Here is a 19959-nt window from a genome sequence, read left to right as displayed (position 1 = left end):
GCCGATTCAGCGCTTTGCCCAGTGCGCTGCGCAACCACCGGTCGCCGTGTCAGCACCGGCAGCCGACCAGCGGATACCCCTGCACGGGTTACGGCCGTCCGCCTACATCACAGACCGCTGGTCGCCGCTCTGCTCGCCGCCGGATCGGATCAGCGAAGTAGTCGCGGACCTACACGAAGGAGTATCAGCATGGAAATCTTTGTCACCGGAGCGACCGGATGGATCGGTTCGGCCGTCGTCGACCAGTTGCTGGACGCTGGTCACGAGGTCACCGGGCTCGCCCGTTCGGATGCATCGGCCGCCGCGCTCGGGCGGAAAGGAGCCCGGGCGAGGCATCACTCGGTAGCCGAATCAGCCTGTAGCCGAATCAGCTTGTGGCCGAGTTGATGACGTGAGCGAGGTTGTCCAGCAGCTGATTCCAGCCGAAGCGGATGCCGGCCATGGCCGGTTCCGAGCCCGGGGCCGGGTCGGACACGTCGATCTGTAGGTCGACGCGGGTCCCGCCGGTGACGCTGGTCAACTCGAGGAGATGGTCGGCCCGGAACAACGGGGTCCCGTTGCCGTCCAGCGGTGACAACTCGAACCGGAGCCGTTCGGGCGGAACGACTTCGAGGTAGCGCCCGGTGCTGGAATACAGCGCACCGTCGCCCTCGCGGAGCACGATCGACAGGGCGCCCCCGATGACCGGCCGCAAGACGCAGTCGGCTACCTCGAAATGCGCTGGGTGCCACCACCGGCGCGCCAGGTCGGGCGAGGTCCACCACTCCCACACGGTCGCCGGCGGCGCCGACAGCGTCCGATGGAATTCGTGGGCCGACAACGGCTCGGCGGCGATTGCCACCCGGTATTCCGCGAGCACCGACTCCGAGGGATGGTCGGCCTCGAATCCCGCCAGCCACTGTCGCAGCTCGCGCAGCGGACCCCGGCGCAGGGCGTAGATGCGGCGCTGCCCGAGCGGTTCCATTACCACCAGGCCCGCGCGCTCGAGCGCCTGGAGATGTTTGGTCGTCTGCGGTTGTCTCAGGCCGAGTGCGGTAGCGATCTCGCCGACCGGACGCGGCGCGGCGTTCAGCAACTCCACGATCCGCATGCGGTTCGGTTCGGCCAGAGCGGCGAATAGTGCGGGGTCCATTGACCAAGCATGCCTCCTCATATATATTCCTTTCAAGGAATACTTCTGAACCAGGAGCACGACATGCCCGAGCAGATCCGCATCGAACGCGACTACCCCGCCACCGCCCAGGCGATCTGGGAACTGTGGACCACCCCGGCGGGCATCGAGAAGTGGTGGGCACCCGACGGTTTCACCGTCCGCGTCGACCAGCTCGACCTGCGCCCTGGCGGCGAACTGGTCTACACGATGACCGCGACCGCCCCCGAGCAGATCGAATTCATGCGATCCGCGGGCATGCCACTGTCCACCGAGTCCCGCAAGACGTTCACCGAGATCGACGGCCCCGACCGGCTCGCCTACACCTCCCTGGCCGACTTCATCCCCGGCGTCGAGCCGTACGAATTCCTCACCACCGTCGAGCTCGAGCCGACCGACGCGGGCGTCCGCGTGGTCATGACCGTCGACGCCATGCACGACGACGTCTGGACTCAGCGCCTCACCCAGGGACGGGAGAACGAGCTCGCCAACCTTGCCGCCATCGTCTCCGGCAGCTAGTTTTCGGACCGGACAACCGAACCCGAAACCAGCAGCGCGGGCAGCTTCAACGCACCACGTCGACTGATCAGTGGGCTCACAAGAACGGTCTCTGGACTCAACGCCTCCGAAGGAAATACGTCGATCACACCATCGCTCCGGCCGCCGCTCGACGGCCTCCGGTCCCCGAGCGAGTCCTGACTACGGTGCTTCCACGTGATATCACCGCTGTCGCGAGCGTCTGACCCTCCGAGTACGGGGCCGGTGACGCTGTTGCTCCGCGATGCCGAGGCAATTTACGGCCCGTCGCGACGACGGGCCGGTAGTTCGCGGAGCACGCGACGGTTGCCGACCGGCGGGTCAATGGCGGTCTGGTCGGCGCGGATACTTGGAAGGGCGCATCCGGCCCGGCGAGCCGCAGAGCCTCGACCGCCGCGCATTTCCACGAGCATTCGTTCGCATCGCATTCCAAATGCACCTGCATGAGCGCGTGCGCATCACCGGGAGCGAATTCCGGGCCGTCTCTCGGCTCTACCGCAGGCCAACCCAATGGCGGCCAGCCCAGCAGGCACAGTTGCTCATGGCCCACGCGTTCGGCGATGTGATAGACGCTCGGACCACGCAACGGCTTCCGCCACCATCGGCTCGCCGCGAGGAAGACAGTCAGCAGTACCGCGACCGCAGCCGCCCCCAGCATCAGCGCTACGCCGAACTCGGACCAGCCGGACATCAAACGCCCACCCCGCTCCCCGACGATCCGAACGGCGGCCACCGGTGCCCACGCTCCCATATCTGTTCGGGTGCAACGACAATCAGCGCCACCTCCTCCGTGAGCGCACGCCTGGCAGTCCAGATGTGCTCCCGAGTCGGAGCGATGACGGCCGAAGCGCCCACCCGGCGGATCGCCTGTACGAGCAGCAGCGTCGGCATCAGCGCATCGCGATCCACGACCAGCACTTCCGGCTCGGGATAGCCCTTTCGTTCGGCTAGCGCCCGAATCGCGCGCTCCTCCTCGACGTGGTCCTTGCCGGACTGATCCAGCCGGATATAGCCCAGCGCGATTTCCACCATGTCCACCCCTTATCCGTCGATGTGGTGTGGCACCCGGCGCCGGGGATCTCTTGGATCCTGGGAACGCGATCAGTGCTGAGACAAGGGATGTGCTCACCCGGCGCCGAGGCCGGACCAAACTGTGACCGACGAACAAGACAGCGAATCGGCAAAAGATTTGTCACTCTGGGGATAAGGAAGTCTGTGGAATGGAATCCGTGATGACGATGACCCAGGAGTCCGGTGTCGGCGACAAAGTACGTGTCGCAAGGAAACTAGCGGGATGGAGCCAGGAGAGACTCGCACGGGAAGCGAACTTCTCGGCGAGCCTGGTCCGCAAGGTCGAACGCGGCCGCGCGCCCGCGTCTCCGGCTTTCGTCGCGGCCTGCGCCCGCGCGCTGCGGGTGAACCTCGCCGACCTCCTAGAGCAGCCCTACCCACGCCAGACTCGCGACGAACAGCTAGTGCATGCCGGGGTACCCGAGATCCGCCGTGAACTGGCCGCTTACAAGATCGAGCCGGACGGCGCGATGAACGCACGGCCCGAGCGCGAACTCGCCGCTGACGTCGCGAGGGCGTCCGCGATGCGTCACTCCGTCAACCTCGGCGATCTCGGCACGCTCCTACCCGGCCTGCTCGCGGACCTCCGCGTCGCATGGCACAGCGCGAGCGGAGCGAAGCGCGAGCGCCTCTTCGGGCTCCTCGCCGAAGTGTTCGCCGCGACCGGGCAACTCGTGTACAAACTCGGCTACATCGACCTTTCCTCGCTGTGCGTCGAGCGGTACGAATGGGCAGCCGCGCAATCCGGTGATCAACTGGCCGTCCTCGCGGGCGATTATCAGCGTGCGGGCGAGCTGATCTGCACGGCCGAATGGTCGACCGCCCTGCGCTTTCTCGAATCCGGCCGCGCCACCATCGAATCCGAGATCAGCGGCAACGATCCGACTGTCCTCAGCATGTGGGGCAATCTGCACCTGAAATCCGGTCTCGCCGCAGCTCGCGCGGGGCGGCGCGATGTAGCCGACGAACACCTCGCCGAAGCGCGAGAAACTGCCCGCCGCCTCGGTGGCGACCGAGACGACTACCGGCTCTGCTTCGGCGTCACGAATGTCGGCATTTGGTCGGTCGGGCTGGCCGTCGAGATGATGGATGGCACCGAGGCGGTGTAACGCGCCGAGCACGTGCGTCTCCCAGCCACGACGCCCCGGGAGCGCGCGGGCCACCATTACATCGACCTGGCCCGCGGATTCCTGCTTCACGGCGATCGGACGAAAGCCCTTACCTCCTTGCGCAAAGCTAAGGAGATCGCGCCGACGCAGACCCGCTACCACCCCATGGTTCACGAGACCATTCGCGTCCTAGCACGCGACGACGCACGCAGCAATGAGAGTGTGCGGGGTTTCGCCGCTTGGTGCGGGATCGATCGCGGCTGATCCGTTTCGGCCGTCGAGCGACTCGTGGTCGCGTGCAGCTGATCAATTTTCGCGACCTCGGTGACCACGCGCGGACGTTCAATCTTTGCCTGCTGGCTTCCGCCCTCGTCGATGGCGATCCACACGAAGCTGTCCGACTCGGTACTGAAGCGCTCGAACTCGTCGGTGGGCTGCGATCCCAACGCACAATTGCTTACCTGCGTGATTTGCGTAGTCGCCTTTCTACACACGCGGCGCTGCCCGATGTCGCAGAGTTCCGACAGCAGGTCAGGACGATCGCTAGGCGGGCAGACTGAGTGCTCGGTACACCGCGACTACCGTTGCGGCGCCCACGATCTCGCCCCGCCCGATCATCCGTTCCGCTTCCTCGAGTGCAATCCAGCGGATCTTCTCGGCCTCGTTGATGTCCGGCTGGGTGTCGGTCAAGCGCGCCCCACGGGCCAGGTAGATCTCCTGCGGTTGATCCAGCGTGCCGATGGCCGGTTGATAGGTGACCAGATGCTCCATGGTGTTCGGACGCCAGCCGGTCTCCTCTTCGACCTCCCGTGCCGCGGCGGTCGCTACGTCCTCGGCACCGTCGACGTAACCGCCCGGGAGTTCCCATACCCAACGATCGATGATGAAGCGATGCCGGTACATCAGTAGCGCCTCGCGCTTGTCGTTCAGTACCAACGTCATCGCGCATCGCGGCATGCGCGCAACGTATTGCGTGAACTTCACTCCGTCAGGTAGCTCCACATCCACGGTCGACAATCTGATATGGCGATTCTCGTCCACGAGACGCTCGCCGTGGATAGTCCACTGAGTGCGGTTCACCTGCTCGACGTTATCTCAGTCCGGCGGGCCGCCGACGAGCATCGGTAGTCGTGGCATGACCTCAGGCAGGCGGCGACGACCGCCTGCCCAACGACTCCATTCGAATCAGCCGAGCGACCGGAAGAACTCGCGGATGTCGCCGATCAGCAGCTCCGGTACCTCGAGTGCGGGGAAATGCCCGCCGGAGTAGAACTCCGACCAGTGGGTGATGTTGTGGGTGCGTTCGGCGAAGCGGCGGATGGCGTAGTCGCCGTCCTTGAAGACCGCGACGCCGGTGGGCACGGTGCCCTTCGGTTTCGGGGCGAACATGGTGGCGTCGTGGAAGCGTTCGTAGTACAGGTTGGCGACGCTGCGGGCGGTGTCGGTCAACCAGTAGATGCTCACGGTGGTGAGCAGGCGGTCGATATCGACGGCTTGTTCGGGCAGGTCGTGGGCGCTGTCGGTCCACTCGCGGTATTTCTCCGCGATCCAGCCGAGCAGCCCGGCCGGGGAGTCGGCGAGCAACTGGGCGATGGTGTCGGGGCGGGAACCTTGCAGGTTCATGTAGGCCGAGCCGTCGTCCTGGAATTTCTTCATCGCGGCGAGCCGCGCCTTTTCCGCGTCGGTGAGGGCGGCCATGTCGGCGGGGTCGCCGGTCGGGAAGGTGACCAGTGCGTTGACGTGCACACCGAGCACATGGTCGGTGTCGATCCGCGCCAGGGCCGGGGCGATGAACGCGCCGTGGTCGCCGCCCTGCACGCCGTAGCGGTCATAGCCGAGGCGAGCCATGAGTTCGGCGAGCGCCGCCGCGATCCGGCCGTCGTTCCAGCCTCGCTCGGTGAGCGGGCCGGAGAAACCGTGGCCGGGCAGCGACGGGATGACCAGGTGGAACGCGGGCGCGTCCGAGTCCGGGTCGGTGAGCGGGCCGATCACGTCGCGGAAGTCGGCCACCGAACTGGGCCAGCCGTGCAGCAACAGCAACGGTGTGGCGTCCTCCCGCGCCGAGCGCACGTGCAGGAAATGCACGTTCTGGCCGTCGATGGTGGTGGTGAACTGCGGGTAGGCGTTCAGCTCCGCCTCGGCCGCACGCCAGTCGAATTTCTCGGCCCAGTACCCGGCCAGCTCCTTCAGGTACGCCGTCGGCACACCGCGCTCCCAGCCGGCGCCGGGCAGGTCATCGATCCAGCGGGTACGGACCAGCCGCAGCCGAAGCTCGTCCAGGTCGGCCTGCGGGATATCGATACGGAAGGGGTGGATCTCGGTGTTCGTCATGCGATTGATATTTCGCGTAACGAGGTGGCCGCCGCATCACGAGAAATCACTATTTCCGCGAGTGGCACACCACTGCGGCATCGGCCGAGAAGACCTCTCGATGGTGTGCCACTCGCGAACTCCATTCGGTGCTGGGCGGCTGCCACGGTTGGCGTCGAGGGCGCGGTGCGGGCATGATCGCGCCGTGGTCAGCCTTCCGGTGTGCGGCGCGTTTGTGGGGCGGGCCGCTGAGCTCGCGGCGTTGCAGGATGCCTATCGGGACCCGGCGGTGCATACCGTGCTGGTCGGGGGTGAGGCGGGTATCGGCAAGTCGCGGTTGGTCGCGGAGTTCCGGACGCGGCTCGGGGCTCGTACGGTAGTGGCGTACGGAAGGTGCCCGGAATTCGGCGCGAAAGGGGTGCCGTTCACGCCGTTCGTCGCGGTCATGCGCGCACTGCTGCGTGACCAGGGCGTGGAGGCGCTCGCGACGCTGCTTCCGATGCGACCGGCGCTGGCGCGCTGGCTTCCGGAACTGGCGGCGCGGTCGGGCGCGGCGGAGGCAGACACCGACAGGATCCGGTTGTTCGGCGAGATCCTCACCGTGCTGGAACAGTTTTCGATGACCAAACCGCTGGTGGTGGTGCTGGAAGACTTGCACTGGGCAGACGACGCCAGCCTGGAATTGCTCGCCTTCCTGGTGGCCAACATCGCCGAAGGCGATCTGTTCTTGGTCGGCACCCACCGGCCTGCCGATTCCGAGCCGTTGCGCAAGCTGATCGCGAGCCTGCGCCGAGACCCGAGTGTCCGCTTGCTGAATCCGGCACCGCTGACCAGGCACGAGGTCGGCAGGCAATTGGCCGCGCTGCGCGGCAGGGAGCCGGAGCCAGGGACCATCGGGCGGATCTTCGAGCGCAGCAAAGGAATTCCGCTGTACGTCGAGGCACTCGATCCCGCACCCGAGGACACGCCCGCCGAGCTGTCGGAGCTGTTGCTCGATCACCTGTCCGACCTGCCCGATCAGGCCGCGTCGGTGCTGCGGCTCGCAGCGGCGGCCGGGTCACCGGTCCGGCACACCCTGCTGGCGGCCGCCTCCGATCTCCCTGAGGGTGCGCTCGTCACAGCACTGCGTCAGCTGGTCGACCAGCGGCTCCTGGTTTCCACCGACACCGGCTACCAGTTCCGGCACGTTCTCATCCGCGACGCCGTCTACGAAGACCTCCTACCGTCGGAGCGAAAAGCGCTGCACAGCAGACTTTCCAAAGCCCTGGCTACACGGCAAAGGAAGCCGGATGCGGACCGATGCCCGGCCGCAGAACTGGCCTACCACGCGTATGCCGCCGGAGAGCTGCCGCTGGCATTCGAAGCCGCGCGGGACGCCGCAGCGGAGGCGGAAAGGGTGAGCGCGCATCGCGATCAGGTGCACCATCTGGACCGGGTGCTCGATTTGTGGGATCGCGTACCGGATGCGGCGCGACGGGTGGACGCCGATCGGCTCGACGTCTTGGCAGCGCTCGTGACCGCATGTCATCGCGGTGGCGTCGTCGAGCGCGGGATCGCAGCGGCCGACGAGGCGCTGGCCGCCATCGATGTGGGGACCGACCCGGAGCGGACCGCGCGCCTGCATTACTACCGCGCCGGACTGCGCAATCAGAGCAGCGGCGGCGGCGAAGACGACCTGCTCGCGGCGCTGACATATCTTCCTTCGGACCAGCCGACCCTGCTGCGCGGTGAAATCCTCGCCGAACTCGCCGCGGTGCGGGTGTTCAGCGGCGCGACGGCGGCCGAGAACGACGCGCGCGCCGCCGTCGAAGTGGCCGAACAGTTACGTGGTGACCCGCCCGTCGCCGACACCTCGCCGGTCATGGCATCGGCGCTCCGCGCGCCGGGCGCGGTCGCAACGAACCCGGGCGGGGGCGTCGAAGCGGAGGACACGGCCGCTGCGGACGCAGCGAGGCACCGGCGGCGGTCGAGCGACCCTCGCGAGGACCGGAGCGCCGCGTCGCTGGCGGCGCGTGCCCACGCCTATCTCGGGCTGGCCACCGCGAACCGTCCCGACGTCGCCATGACCCATTTCGAGCAGGCGCATGCCGCCGCTGAGGCCGCGGGAGATCCGGGCACATTCCTGACCGTCGTGCTGTGGGAGACGGCGCTGCTGATATCGGCAGGCGCCGACGAGGCGGCCATCACGGCGATCCAGCAGGGCTTGCGCGCCGCGCACGAGAGTTACCGATTCGCCGAGGCCGCGCCGATCCTGCTGGTCAAGTGGGCGCAGGCGCTCACAGCGCTGGGCCGCTGGAACGAGGCGCTGGAGCTGATCGACGAATCGCTCACCGAGCAGTTGCCCCCGTTGAGCACCGCCGCGCTGCTGCTGTGTCACGCGCGGATCATGCTCGCGCGTGGGGAGGACCAGGCCGCGGCGGCGAGCGCGGCAACCGCGCAACCCTTGCTCGGGAATCGGCACTGGGCCAGGCAATATCAGATCCAGCTGCACACCGTGCAGACCGAGATAGCGCACGCGGCGGGCAATCCGCAGCGCGCCGCCGAGATCGGCGCCGCGACGCTGACCGCGGACGATCTGGTCGCGCACCCGCACGAGGCATGGGCACTGGCCGAGGCCATCGCCCGTACACGTTGCGCGCCCATGGTTCTCGACTCCGCTATCGCGAAGCTGCCGGTTACCAGCGCGGTCGACGCCGCATACCGGAAATCCTGCTATGCGGTGCGCAGCGGTCGTCCCGCCGACTGGGACGCGGCGGCTTCCTCCTGGCGAGCCCTGGGTCGGCCGTACGAGCTGGCGCGCAGCCTGATCGAATCAGGCCGCGCGGAATTGGCCGGGGGTGACCGCGCGGCAGCACGCAGCGCACTGCGGTCGGTCCTCGGGCTGGCGGACGAATTGGCGGCGGCGCCACTCGCCGAGCAAGCCAGACAGCTGGCCGACCGCGCCGGGATCGACCTCGCCGAAGCCGGGAACCGGCCCGCCCCGGCCCGGTCGGCGAGTACCTCGGGCCTGACCCCGCGCGAACTCGACGTATTGCGCCTGGTGGCCACGGGCGCGAGCAACCGGCAGATCGCGGCCGAGTTGTTCATCAGCGCGAACACCGCGGGAGTGCACGTCTCGCGGATCCTCACCAAGCTCCGTGCGTCCAGCCGCACCGAGGCGGCCGCGATCGCGCGCGAACGCGGATTGCTCGGCTCCGCGTGACGACCACCGCGATGCCCGCACCCTCCCACCGGCCCGTAAGATACAGTACGTCGAACATGTCTCGAAAGGACTGGCTGATGCGGTCGACCTTGTTGTCCCGGCGCGATCTCGAGTTCCTGCTCTACGAATGGCTGGACGTCGAAGCGCTGACCAAACGCGAGCGGTACGCCGAGCACTCGCGGGAGACCTTCGACGCCGTGCTCGAGCTCAGCGAGCAGCTGGCCACCAAGTACTTCGCGCCGCACAACAAGCTCAACGACGCCAACGAACCCACGTTCGACGGTGAGCGCGTGACCATCATCCCGGAGGTCGGCCAGGCGCTGGCCGCCTTCGCCAAAGCGGGGCTGCCCTCGGCGGCGATGGATTACGAACTCGGCGGCGCCCAGCTGCCCGCGACCGTCGCGCAGGCGAGCTACGCCTGGTTCCAGGCAGCCAACCCGGGCACCGCCGGCTATCCGTTCCTCACCGTGGCCAACGCGAATCTGCTTGTCGCCCATGGTCGGGAACATGTCGAGAAATTCGTGAAGCCCATGCTCGCGGGCCGCTTCTTCGGCACCATGTGCCTGTCGGAGCCCCAGGCCGGTTCTTCGCTCGCCGACATCGTCACCCGCGCCGAGCCGCAGGACGACGGCACGTATCGCCTGTTCGGCACCAAGATGTGGATCTCGGGTGGCGATCACGAACTCGGCGAGAACATCGTGCACCTGGTGCTGGCCAAGATCCCCGGCGGCCCCGCGGGCACGAAGGGCATCTCCCTGTTCGTGGTGCCCCGCTTCCTGGTCGGCGACGACGGGGCCATCGGTGAGCGCAACGACGTCGCCCTGGCCGGGCTCAACCACAAGATGGGCTTCCGCGGCACGGTCAACACCGTGCTGAACTTCGGCGAGGGCCGCTGGACGCCCGCCGGCGCGCCCGGCGCGATCGGCTACCTGGTCGGCGAGCCGCATCGCGGCTTGACCTACATGTTCCACATGATGAACGAGGCGCGTATCGGCGTCGGCCTGGTCGCCACCGCCCTCGGCTACACCGGATACCTCGAGTCGCTCGACTACGCCCGGACGCGCACGCAGGGCCGGGCAAAGCTCCCCGCCGACCCCGCCGCGCCGCAGCGACCGATCATCGAACACGCCGACGTGAAGCGGATGCTGCTGGCCCAGAAGTCCTATGCCGAAGGCGCGCTGGCGCTGGTGCTCTACTGCGCGCGGCTGGTCGACGAGCAGCGCACCGCCGAGACCGAGGACGACCGCCGCGCGGTCACCCTGCTGCTGGACATCCTGACCCCGATCGCCAAGAGCTGGCCCTCGCAGTGGTGCCTGGAGGCCAACAGCCTCGCCATCCAGGTGCTCGGCGGCTACGGCTACACCCGCGAATACAACGTCGAGCAGCACTACCGGGACAACCGGCTCAACCCGATCCACGAGGGCACGCACGGTATCCAGGGCCTGGACCTGCTCGGCCGCAAGGTGACCCAGCAGGGCGGCGCCGCCCTGCTCGCACTCGGCGCCCGGGTGGACGCGACCATCACGGCCGCGCGGGCGGCGGGCGGCGAGGCGGTCGAGCTCGCCGCTCAACTGGATTCGGCGTGGCGGCGCCTGGTCGAGGTGACCGCGGGATTGTTCGCCTCCGGCGACATCGAGGCCGCCCTGGCCAACAGCTCGGTGTATCTGGAAGCGTTCGGGCACACCGTGCTGGCCTGGATCTGGCTGGAGCAGTTCCTCGCCGCCGCGGACCGGTCCGGCGATTTCTATGATGGCAAGCGGCACGCGGCCCGGTTCTTCTATCGTTTCGAATTGCCCAAGACCGCACCGGCGTTGGATCTGCTCGCCAGGTTGGATACCACCACCTTGCAGATGCGGGACGCGTGGTTCTGAGCACGGCCCGTTTCGATACATGTTCTAGAGGATGTACCATTCCGCGGTGATCGATTCCAGCCAGCGGACCACCCGCCCTCCCGGCCGCCCGGCCTCAGCGACCAGGGAACAGGTCATCGAGCACGCTCGCCGGGCGTTCCTGTCCGGCGAGCGCGTGGACATCCAGGCGATCGCCGGGCAGCTCGGGCTCAGCCGCGCCTCGGTCTACCGGTGGTTCGGATCCCGCGACGGAGTGCTCGGCGCCGTTCTGGCCGGGGAGTTCGAGGCGCTGCTCACCCGCGCCGACGCCCGCCGCCGCTCCACCGGCGCGCGGCGCATCCTGGATGTGCTGTATCGGGTCAACCGCTGGATGACCGACAACGAGCCGTTCCGGCGCTACTTCGAGAACGAGCCGCTGTCCGGCCTGCGCATCCTCACCGCGAGCGACGGGCCGGTGCAGCCGCTGGTCGTCGGCACCGTCCAAGAGCTGATCGTGCGCGCCGCCGAAGAGGACGGATACGAACCGCCGCTGGAACCCGCGCTGCTGGCCTACGCACTGGTCCGGCTCGGCGAGGCGTTCCTGTACAACGACAACGTCGCGGGCATTCGCGGCGACGTCGACCGGCTGCACGAGGTTCAGGCCGCGTTGCTGGGCATCCCCGACGCGATCACGCCATGAGCGGAGCACTGCTGCACGAGCGGTTCCCGGAGGTGGCCGACACCTTGCCGTTCGTCCGCCTCGGCACCGCTCCGACGCCCGTCCGCCGCTACGACCTCGGCACCACGGCCCAGCTGTGGTGCAAGGACGAGAGCGGGTACGGCGACGGCGGCTGGGGCGGCAACAAGGTCCGCAAGCTGGAATGGCTGCTGCCGGAGGCACGGCGGCGCGGCGCGCGCACCATCCTCACCGTCGGCGGCACCGGGACCAATTGGGGGCTCGCCACCGCCCTGTACGGCCGTGCCCAGGGCATCGACACCGAACTCGCCTTGGTGGACCAGCCGGTGGACGACCATGTGCGCGCGCAACTGCGGCGGCTGCGGAATTCCGGCGCCACTTTGCATTTCACGCACAGCAAACCGCGGACGATCCTCGCGGCGCCGTGGTTGTATCTGCGCCGGATCCGGGGCGGCGGGCGTCCGTACTTCCTGCCCGCGGGCGGGTCGTCGCCGGTCGGCGCCTTGGGCTACGTCGAGGCGGCGTGCGAACTCGCGGCCCAGGTCGCCGCGGGTGAGCTGCCCGAGCCGGGCCACGTCGTCACCGCGGTCGGATCCGGCGGCACCGCCGCGGGCCTGGCACTCGGTCTGCGCCTGGCCGGGCTGCGCACGCGCGTCGTCGGAGTCGTCGTCAACGACACGCTGCCCCTCGACGCGAAGCACATCGTCCGGCTCGCCGCGCGGACCGAACGCCTGCTCCGCGCCCGCGGAGCACGCATCACGCCGACCGCGCCGCGGCCGGAGGACGTCACGATGACCACCGAGTGGCTCGGCCCCGGCTACGGCCACCCCACACCCGCCGCCCTGGCGGCCGCGCAGCGCGCCGAACAAGCCGGACTGCGCTTGGAGACCGTCTACACCGCCAAAGCCCTCGCCGCGCTGCTGGCCATGGACGGCTCTGGTGTGTTCCGCGCCGGACCGGTGCTGTTCCTCAATACTTACGGGCCGCGACCGTAGATTTGTGCCGCGCGGTCCGCGCGAACCCGCTTTCGAATCGCTGTGATCGTAATTCGGCCGGTTGCGCCCGACGTGGCGGATTGGCCCGACAGCCGGGCATATCGCCAGGTCGGGCCGCACGGCACCCGGCGCAATAACATCCCTTGATTTCTCCTGACGCAGACGCGGGAAAGGACGCGGCCACAACCGCACTATCGTCGCTATTCGTGCAGGTCAGCGACAGAAAGGCGGAAAAGGTGGCAGCGGAACCCACGCCGGTGCGGCAGTTGCGCGCCGATCAAGCGCGGCGGGTGGCCGACATCTTGCGCCACCAGTTGCACGCCGGCGTGTTCGACGGCGCGCTACCGAGCGAACAGGAGCTCGCCGCCGAGTACGGGGCCTCGCGCAACACCGTCCGCGACGCCTTGGCGCTGCTGAAGGACGAGGGCCTGATCGACCGGGCGCCCAAGGTGGGCACCAGGGTGGCCACCCGCAAGTACGACCACGGACTCGACGCGCTGCTCGGGTTGCAGGAGACCTTCAAGGGACACGGCACCGTGCGCAACGAGGTGCGCGCCGCGATGCACGTCACCGCGCCGCCCGCCGTCGCCCGCAGGCTCGGTCTCGCGCCGGGCGAGCGCGTGGTCTACCTGGAGCGCCTGCGCTACCTGGCGGATCTGCCGCTGAGTCTCGACCTCACCTACCTCGTCCCCGACATCGGGACCGAGGTGCTCGGCCACGACCTCGAGCACACCGACGTCTTCGTGCTGCTGGAACGCATCAGCGGCCACTCGCTCGGCTCGGCCGACCTCGCCCTGGAGGCCGTGCCCGCCGACCCGCACACCGCCTCCACCCTCGACATCCCCGGCGGCGCGCCGCTGCTGATGCTGGAACGACTGACCCGGCTCGACGACGGCCGCCCGGTCGACCTGGAGTACATCCGCATGCGCGGCGACCGCATCACCATGCGCGGCAGCCTGACCCGCAGCACCCCCGAATGGAAGGTCCTCTAGATGGCACTCGTCAACCAGCGCGCCGACATCCCCGTCACCATCGACGAGTCGCTGTGCATCCAGGGGTGCACGCTGTGCGTCGAGATCTGCCCCCTCGACTCGCTGGCCATCAACCCCGAGAACGGCAAGGCCTTCATGCATGTGGACGAGTGCTGGTACTGCGGTCCCTGCGCGGCCCGCTGCCCCACCGGCGCCGTCACCGTCAACATGCCCTATCTGCTCCGCTGATCTGGAAGACCGATGAAAGTGAAACTCGCCCCCGTCCTGCTCGCCGCCGCGCTCGCGCTGACCGGGTGCTCGCTGGAGCAGTCCGACGACACCCCCGCGGGCACCGTCAAAGTGGTCGTCGGCTACCAGTCCAAGACCATCAACACCGTCACCGCGGGCACCTTGCTGCGCGCGCAGGGCTATCTGGAGCAGCGGCTACAGAAGATCACCGACAACGGCGGCGCGAAATACCAGGTCGAGTGGCAGGACTACGACACCGGCGCGCCGATCACCGCGCAGATGGTGGCGGAGAAGATCGACATCGGCTCCATGGGCGACTATCCGTTGCTGATCAACGGCTCCCGCACCCAGGTCAACGAGCGCGCGCGGACCGAACTGGTGTCGGTCACCGGGTACAACCCCAAGGGCGCGCTGAACATGGTCGTGGTGCCGAACGATTCGCCTGCCACCGGCATCGCCGACCTGGCCGGGCAGAAGATCTCGGCCAGTGTCGGTTCGGCCGGGCACGGCACCCTGGTGCAAGCGCTGTCGCGGGCGGGAATCGATCCGGCCAAGGGCGTGGAAGTGCTCAACCAGCAGCCGCAGATCGGCGCGACGGCGCTGGAATCCCGCCAGGTGAGCGCGCTGTCGCAGTTCGTCGCGTGGCCCGGCCTGGTGGTGTTCCAGAACAAGGCCAAATTGCTCTACGACGGCGCGGAACTCGGTGTGCCGACCTTCCACGGCGTGGTGGCCCGGCGCGCGTACGCCGCCGATCACCCGGAGGTGCTCCAGGCGTTCCTCGCCGCACAGCTGGACGCCACCCAGTTCCTTCAGCAGAAGCCGTTCGAAGCCGCGAAGATCGTCGCCGACGGATCCGGGCTGCCGCAGGAGGTGGTGTACCTCTACAACGGTCCAGGGGGCACGAGTTTCGACACCACGCTCAAGTCGAGCCTGATCAACGCGCTCAAAGGCGATGTGGCCTATCTGAAGTCGATCGGCGATTTCGCGGACCTGGACATCGATCGGTTCGTCGACGACGGGCCGCTGCGCAAGGCGTACGCGGAGACCGGACGCGGCGACTACGACCGCGATCTGGCCGTCACCGCCAATCCGACCCGGGTCACCGGCGCCGACCCCGTCTGCGGCAAAGCGGCGGAGAACCCCGCGCTGGCCGGCGAACTGTGGGTGGACGGCGCGGCGACGCCGCAACCGGCCGCGGACCCGACCTGCCTGCTGCGCGCCGTCCAAGCCGCGAAAGCGCAGGGCCGGACGATCCGCGCCGCGTACGTCCCGGATGCCGAACTCGGCACCCGCTGGTTCGCCGACAAGTCGATCTGGCTGCGCGACGGCGCGGCCTACCTGCCCTTCACCACAGCCGCCGCGGCGCAGCGTTACCGGCAGGCGCATCCGTCCGCCACGCCGGTCGGCTACGACCAAGCTGTCACGGAAGTACGCGGATGACCAGCGAACTCGCCGCTCCGGCAGTACGAGCCACGGCCGAACCCGCCACCCGATCGGACGCCGACCCGGCGTCGCGGTCGGCCTGGCGCTCGCGTCTGCTGCGCGTGGCGTCGGTCGCCGCCGCGGTCGGACTGTGGCAGCTGCTCACCGTCAACAACGTGCGGGCGGCGGGACTGCGTTTCGACACGCTGCCGACCGTCACCGAGATCGTCGCCGAGTTCGGCACGCAGTTGCACTCCGACCGGTACTACCTGGACATCGCGCAGTCGCTGATCCGGATCGTCACCGGCTTCGGGCTGGCCGCGGTGGTCGGCGTGATCGCGGGCATCGGGCTGGGCCGGTCGCGGCTGCTCGCCGACACCTTCGGCCCGCTGGCCGAACTCGTCCGCCCGATCCCGGCCATCGCGCTGGTGCCGGTCGCGATCCTGCTGTTCCCCAGCGACGAGTCGGGCATCGTGTTCATCACGTTCACCGCGTCACTGTTCCCGGTGCTGGTCAGCACCAGGCACGCGGTGCGCGCACTGCCCACGATCTGGGAGGACGCGCTGCGCACGCTGGGCGCGTCCCGGCTGGACGTGCTCACCCGCGTGGTCTTCCCCGGCATCCTGCCCGGCGTCTTCGGCGGGCTGTCCGTCGGCGTCGGCGTGGCGTGGATCTGCCTCATCTCCGCGGAGATGATCTCCGGCCGACTCGGTGTCGGCTACCGCACCTGGCAGGCCTACACCATCGTGGACTATCCGGCGGTGTTCGTCGGCATGATCACCATCGGTGTCCTCGGTTTCGCGACATCGGGGCTGGTCGAGCTGGCCGGTCGCCGCATCACCCGCTGGCTGCCCAGGGAGGTCGAAGCATGACCACAGTGATCGACGCACCGGCAGCGACCGGGATGCGCCTGGAGCTCACCGGCGTACGCATCGCCTACGGCGGCGAACCGGTGCTCGACGGACTGAACCTGTCCATCGCGCCGGGCGAAATCCTCGTCGTGGTGGGCAAATCCGGATGCGGCAAGTCGACGTTGCTGCGGGCGATCGCCGGACTGCGCACCCCCGAGGGCGGAGCCGTCCTGGCCGACGGCGACCACGTCACCGGACCCGCGGCCGACCGCGCCCTGGTGTTCCAGGACGACGCGCTGCTGCCGTGGCGCACCGTGCGGCAGAACATCGAACTCGCCCTGCGCCTGCGCGGCACACCCCGGGCACAGCGACGAGCCACCGCACTGCACTGGGTCGAGGAGGTCGGGCTCACCGGCTACGCCGACTACCTGCCGCGCGACCTGTCCGGCGGCATGCGCCAGCGTGTCCAGCTGGCGCGCAGCCTGGCCGCCGCGCCCCGCGCCGTGCTGATGGACGAGCCGTTCGGCGCACTGGACACCCAGACCAGGGAAACCATGCAGCGCCTGCTGATCCAGACCTGGCGCGCCCACCCGACCACCATCGTCTTCGTCACCCACGACCTCGACGAGGCCCTGCTGCTCGGCGACCGCATCGCCGTCCTCGGCGGCGGCACGCTGCGGGCGCTGGTGCCGGTGCCGAGCCCGCGCGAGGCGCTCGACCGGGCCGCGACGAAGGCCGAGATCCTGGAGAGACTGTGAACATTCCGCCGCTGTCGGAACGCATTCGGCTGGACTGCGACGTGCTCGTCATCGGCGGCGGCACGGCGGGCACGATGGCCGCGCTCACCGCCGCCGAGCAGGGCGCGAACGTGCTGCTGCTGGAGAAGGCGCACGTGCGGCACTCCGGTGCGCTGGCCATGGGCATGGACGGTGTGAACAACGCCGTGATCCCGGGCAAGGCCGAACCGGAGGACTACGTCGCCGAGATCACCCGCGCCAACGACGGCATCGTCGACCAGCGCACCGTCTACCAGACCGCGACGCGCGGCTTCGCCATGGTGCAGCGGCTGGAACGCTACGGCGTGAAGTTCGAGAAGGACGAGTACGGCGAGTACGCCGTGCGCCGGGTACACCGGTCCGGCTCGTACGTGCTGCCGATGCCCGAGGGCAAGGACGTCAAGAAGGCCCTGTATCGCGTGCTGCGCCAGCGCAAGATGCGCGAGAAGATCCGCATCGAGAACCGGCTCATGCCGGTGCGCGTGCTCACCGACAACGGACGCGCCGTCGGCGCCGCCGCCCTGCACACCCGCACCGGCGAATTCGTAGCCGTCGGCGCGAAGGCGGTGATCCTGGCCACCGGGCCGTGCGGCAGGCTCGGGCTGCCCGCCAGCGGGTACCTGTACGGCACCTACGAGAACCCGACGAACGCGGGCGACGGCTACTCGATGGCCTACCATGCCGGGGCCGAACTCAGCGGTATCGAATGCTTCCAGATCAACCCGCTGATCAAGGACTACAACGGTCCGGCCTGCGCCTACGTCGCCAATCCGTTCGGCGGCTACCAGGTCAACGCCGAAGGCGAACGCTTCGTCGACTCCGACTACTGGTCCGGCCAGATGATGGCCGAGGTGAAGCGCGAGATCGAATCGGCGCGCGGTCCGATCTACCTCAAGGTGTCACATCTGCCCGACGAGACGCTCAGCACGCTCGAAGGCATCCTGCACACCACCGAGCGCCCCACCCGCGGCACCTTCCACGCCAACCGCGGCCACGACTACCGCACACACGACATCGAGATGCACATCTCCGAAATCGGCTTGTGCAGTGGGCATTCCGCCTCCGGCGTGTGGGTCGACGAGCACGCCCGCACCACCGTGCCCGGCCTGTACGCGGCGGGCGATCTGGCGTGCGTGCCGCACAACTACATGATCGGCGCGTTCGTCTTCGGCGATCTGGCCGGTGCGCACGCCGCGTCCACCCTGGACGAGGTCGCCGCGCCCGCCGAGTTGCCCGAGGACCAGCTCGCCGCCGCCCATGAGCTGATCTACCGGCCGCTGCGCCAGCCGGACGGACCGCCGCAACCGCAGGTCGAATACAAGCTGCGGCGCTTCGTGAACGACTATGTCGCGCCGCCCAAGACGGCGACCAAGCTGGCCATCGCGGTGGAGACCTTCGATCGGATGAAAGCGGAGGTCGACGGCATCGGCGCGCGCACGCCGCACGAGCTGATGCGCGCGGTGGAGGTGTCGTTCATCCGCGACTGCGCCGAGATGGCCGCCCGCAGCTCCCTGACCAGAACCGAATCCCGTTGGGGCCTCTACCACGAGCGCGCCGACCTACCCGAACGCGACGATGTCGAATGGCGATACCACCTGAACCTGCGCAAGAACCCCGACGGAACCATGGCGTTCCTGAAACGGCCGGTGGCGCCGTACCTGGTTGCGGTGCCCGGGCTCGACGACCTGCCCTCGGCCGATGTCGAGGCCGTGCCGGTGCACCAGCCGCACCAGGTCGTCGGCCGTGCGCCGCACACCGCCGACGCCGCTGAGCCCGATCGCACCGTGCCCGGTTCGCCGTCGCAGCCCACCACTCCCCCGTCACCTCGGATCGTTGCGCTGCTCGCTCTCGACGAACCCACCGTGGCGCAACTGTCCGCCTACCTGACGGATCCGGACGCGGGCGTGCGGGCCGCGGCGATCTCGGTGCTGACCGAGCACACCCCGGAGGGCTTCGCGACCGCCTTGAGCGACGCGCTGGACGACGCGGCGGCTTCGGTCCGCCGCGCCGCCGCGGCCAGCCTGCGCGAGCTCGTCGAGGTCTTGCCTTCGGCCGCAGGGCTTTCCGACCGACTCGGTTCGCCCGATCCCGTCGTGCGGTCCACGGTCATCGATCTGTTGCGTGCCCTGCGGGCGGGCGAGCCCGCGCACTACCGCGCGGCGCTGGCGGACGAGGACCATCGCGTCCGCATCGAGGCGGTCCGTGCGCTGGTCTCGCTGAACGATCGGGACGGCGTCGCCACCGTGGCCGCCGACGGCAACCGGGAAGTGCGGATCGCGGTCGCCCAGGGCCTGGCCGCCATCGGCGACGGCGGGGCCGAGGTGATCCGCCGCCTCGCCGACGACCAGGACCCGCTCGTCCGCGCCGCGGCGCTGACCGCGTTCGCGCAGCTGGGCGCCGAGCCCGCGGACATCACCGCGCTGGAGGCCGCCCTGCGCCACTCGGCCTGGCAGATCCGGGTGGGGGCGGCGCGCGGGCTCGCGGGCGCCGACCCGGACCTCGCGGTGCCGATCCTGGCTGCGGCACTGCACGATCCGCATCTCGACGTCCGCAAGGCGGCGGTGCTGTCGTTGTCGGCGTGGCCGGATCTGCCCGCCGCGCACGACGCGCTGCGCGCCGCGATCGACGACACCGATGCCGACGTGCGCGCGTATGCCCGGCGAGCGCTGGCCACCCAGCCCACGGCCTAGCGCCACCTGGTTGCCGCAGCTCGAATCGCTGATTAGATTAGCGGCTCGACCGTTGCCGACTCGTCGGCCGTGACACAGCCGGTTGGCGACGGGGCGGCCG

Annotated in this window: 17 protein-coding genes and 1 pseudogene; 13 read left to right on the top strand and 5 right to left on the bottom strand. The window is 68.9% G+C overall.

All coding sequences use genetic code 11. The annotated features are described in order from the left end of the window. Positions 1–189: 189 nt before the first annotated feature. Positions 190–351: pseudogene (locus tag ON21_RS36950) on the top strand (NAD-dependent epimerase/dehydratase family protein); the annotation flags it as partial. A gap of 16 nt (positions 352–367) precedes the next feature. Here the strand turns inward: ON21_RS36950 and ON21_RS11335 are convergent. Continuing rightward, on the bottom strand, positions 368–1132 hold the full coding sequence (locus tag ON21_RS11335; protein ID WP_039797752.1) for a metalloregulator ArsR/SmtB family transcription factor: 765 nt from the start codon (positions 1130–1132) through the stop codon (positions 368–370). Positions 1133–1195: 63 nt separating this feature from the next. Here ON21_RS11335 and ON21_RS11330 point away from each other — a divergent pair, with 63 nt between their 5' ends. Next, the gene (locus ON21_RS11330) at positions 1196–1669 is read left to right on the top strand and encodes an SRPBCC family protein (protein WP_039797750.1); all 474 of its coding nucleotides are present in this window, start codon (positions 1196–1198) and stop codon (positions 1667–1669) included. A 708-nt stretch (positions 1670–2377) separates the two neighbouring features. On the opposite strand, the gene ON21_RS11325 is transcribed toward ON21_RS11330, so the two are convergent. After that, positions 2378–2719, bottom strand: a complete 342-nt coding sequence (locus ON21_RS11325; RefSeq protein ID WP_039797748.1) for a hypothetical protein — start codon at positions 2717–2719, stop codon at positions 2378–2380. A gap of 188 nt (positions 2720–2907) precedes the next feature. Between ON21_RS11325 and ON21_RS11320 the strand changes: the two genes are divergently transcribed. After that, positions 2908–3867: a helix-turn-helix domain-containing protein gene (locus ON21_RS11320; RefSeq protein WP_218004066.1), complete on the top strand. Its 960-nt coding sequence runs from the start codon at positions 2908–2910 to the stop codon at positions 3865–3867. 170 nt (positions 3868–4037) lie between these two features. Here the strand turns inward: ON21_RS11320 and ON21_RS39255 are convergent, their stop codons facing one another. From ON21_RS39255 to ON21_RS11310, 3 genes are all read right to left on the bottom strand, one after another. Continuing rightward, entirely contained in the window at positions 4038–4313 is a 276-nt protein-coding gene (locus ON21_RS39255; protein WP_169332690.1) for a hypothetical protein, read from the bottom strand. A 97-nt stretch (positions 4314–4410) separates the two neighbouring features. After that, positions 4411–4809, bottom strand: a complete 399-nt coding sequence (locus ON21_RS11315; RefSeq protein WP_218004065.1) for an NUDIX hydrolase — start codon at positions 4807–4809, stop codon at positions 4411–4413. 243 nt (positions 4810–5052) lie between these two features. After that, positions 5053–6198, bottom strand: coding sequence for an epoxide hydrolase family protein (locus ON21_RS11310; protein ID WP_039797746.1), 1146 nt, complete (start codon positions 6196–6198; stop codon positions 5053–5055). A gap of 184 nt (positions 6199–6382) precedes the next feature. Between ON21_RS11310 and ON21_RS35780 the strand changes: the two genes are divergently transcribed. From ON21_RS35780 to ON21_RS11260, 10 genes are all read left to right on the top strand, one after another. Then, entirely contained in the window at positions 6383–9379 is a 2997-nt protein-coding gene (locus ON21_RS35780; RefSeq protein ID WP_169332691.1) for a helix-turn-helix transcriptional regulator, read from the top strand. 77 nt (positions 9380–9456) lie between these two features. Continuing rightward, a complete protein-coding gene (locus ON21_RS11300; RefSeq protein WP_039797745.1) occupies positions 9457–11250 on the top strand; it encodes an acyl-CoA dehydrogenase in 1794 nt (597 codons plus the stop codon). 46 nt (positions 11251–11296) lie between these two features. Further along, entirely contained in the window at positions 11297–11908 is a 612-nt protein-coding gene (locus ON21_RS11295; RefSeq protein ID WP_245562547.1) for a QsdR family transcriptional regulator, read from the top strand. Further along, positions 11905–12900: a 1-aminocyclopropane-1-carboxylate deaminase/D-cysteine desulfhydrase gene (locus ON21_RS11290; protein ID WP_039797743.1), complete on the top strand. Its 996-nt coding sequence runs from the start codon at positions 11905–11907 to the stop codon at positions 12898–12900. The genes ON21_RS11295 and ON21_RS11290 overlap by 4 nt, the downstream gene beginning before the upstream one ends. A 236-nt stretch (positions 12901–13136) precedes the next feature. Then, on the top strand, positions 13137–13892 hold the full coding sequence (locus tag ON21_RS11285) for a GntR family transcriptional regulator (protein ID WP_039797790.1): 756 nt from the start codon (positions 13137–13139) through the stop codon (positions 13890–13892). Next, the gene (locus ON21_RS11280; protein WP_039797742.1) at positions 13893–14120 is read left to right on the top strand and encodes a 4Fe-4S dicluster domain-containing protein; all 228 of its coding nucleotides are present in this window, start codon (positions 13893–13895) and stop codon (positions 14118–14120) included. Between the two features lie 12 nt (positions 14121–14132). Beyond that, positions 14133–15560: an ABC transporter substrate-binding protein gene (locus ON21_RS11275; RefSeq protein ID WP_039797741.1), complete on the top strand. Its 1428-nt coding sequence runs from the start codon at positions 14133–14135 to the stop codon at positions 15558–15560. Continuing rightward, on the top strand, positions 15557–16414 hold the full coding sequence (locus tag ON21_RS11270; RefSeq protein ID WP_039797739.1) for an ABC transporter permease: 858 nt from the start codon (positions 15557–15559) through the stop codon (positions 16412–16414). The genes ON21_RS11275 and ON21_RS11270 overlap by 4 nt, the downstream gene beginning before the upstream one ends. Then, a complete protein-coding gene (locus ON21_RS11265) occupies positions 16411–17151 on the top strand; it encodes an ABC transporter ATP-binding protein (protein WP_039797737.1) in 741 nt (246 codons plus the stop codon). The genes ON21_RS11270 and ON21_RS11265 overlap by 4 nt, the downstream gene beginning before the upstream one ends. Next, a complete protein-coding gene (locus tag ON21_RS11260; protein WP_039797736.1) occupies positions 17148–19859 on the top strand; it encodes a fumarate reductase/succinate dehydrogenase flavoprotein subunit in 2712 nt (903 codons plus the stop codon). Before ON21_RS11265 ends, ON21_RS11260 begins: the two co-directional genes overlap by 4 nt. Positions 19860–19959 lie beyond the last annotated feature (100 nt).

It is taken from the genome of Nocardia araoensis NBRC 100135, from assembly GCF_000308435.1.
Taxonomy (GTDB): Bacteria; Actinomycetota; Actinomycetes; order Mycobacteriales; family Mycobacteriaceae; genus Nocardia; species Nocardia araoensis.
The sequence above is the reverse complement of the archived record's forward strand: the minus strand, read 5'-3'. Positions and strand labels throughout refer to the sequence as shown.

What these genes read in the sequence shown, in the direction of transcription:
- ON21_RS11315 (WP_218004065.1), bottom strand. Translation starts at nt 4,809, where the DNA reads ATGACGTTGGTACTGAACGACAAGCGCGAGGCGCTACTGATGTACCGG.
- ON21_RS11280 (WP_039797742.1), top strand. Translation starts at nt 13,893, where the DNA reads ATGGCACTCGTCAACCAGCGCGCCGACATCCCCGTCACCATCGACGAG.
- ON21_RS11290 (WP_039797743.1), top strand. Translation starts at nt 11,905, where the DNA reads ATGAGCGGAGCACTGCTGCACGAGCGGTTCCCGGAGGTGGCCGACACC.
- ON21_RS11275 (WP_039797741.1), top strand. Translation starts at nt 14,133, where the DNA reads ATGAAAGTGAAACTCGCCCCCGTCCTGCTCGCCGCCGCGCTCGCGCTG.
- ON21_RS11270 (WP_039797739.1), top strand. Translation starts at nt 15,557, where the DNA reads ATGACCAGCGAACTCGCCGCTCCGGCAGTACGAGCCACGGCCGAACCC.
- ON21_RS11320 (WP_218004066.1), top strand. Translation starts at nt 2,908, where the DNA reads ATGGAATCCGTGATGACGATGACCCAGGAGTCCGGTGTCGGCGACAAA.
- ON21_RS11330 (WP_039797750.1), top strand. Translation starts at nt 1,196, where the DNA reads ATGCCCGAGCAGATCCGCATCGAACGCGACTACCCCGCCACCGCCCAG.
- ON21_RS11265 (WP_039797737.1), top strand. Translation starts at nt 16,411, where the DNA reads ATGACCACAGTGATCGACGCACCGGCAGCGACCGGGATGCGCCTGGAG.
- ON21_RS11325 (WP_039797748.1), bottom strand. Translation starts at nt 2,719, where the DNA reads ATGGTGGAAATCGCGCTGGGCTATATCCGGCTGGATCAGTCCGGCAAG.
- ON21_RS11335 (WP_039797752.1), bottom strand. Translation starts at nt 1,132, where the DNA reads ATGGACCCCGCACTATTCGCCGCTCTGGCCGAACCGAACCGCATGCGG.
- ON21_RS11310 (WP_039797746.1), bottom strand. Translation starts at nt 6,198, where the DNA reads ATGACGAACACCGAGATCCACCCCTTCCGTATCGATATCCCGCAGGCC.
- ON21_RS11300 (WP_039797745.1), top strand. Translation starts at nt 9,457, where the DNA reads ATGCGGTCGACCTTGTTGTCCCGGCGCGATCTCGAGTTCCTGCTCTAC.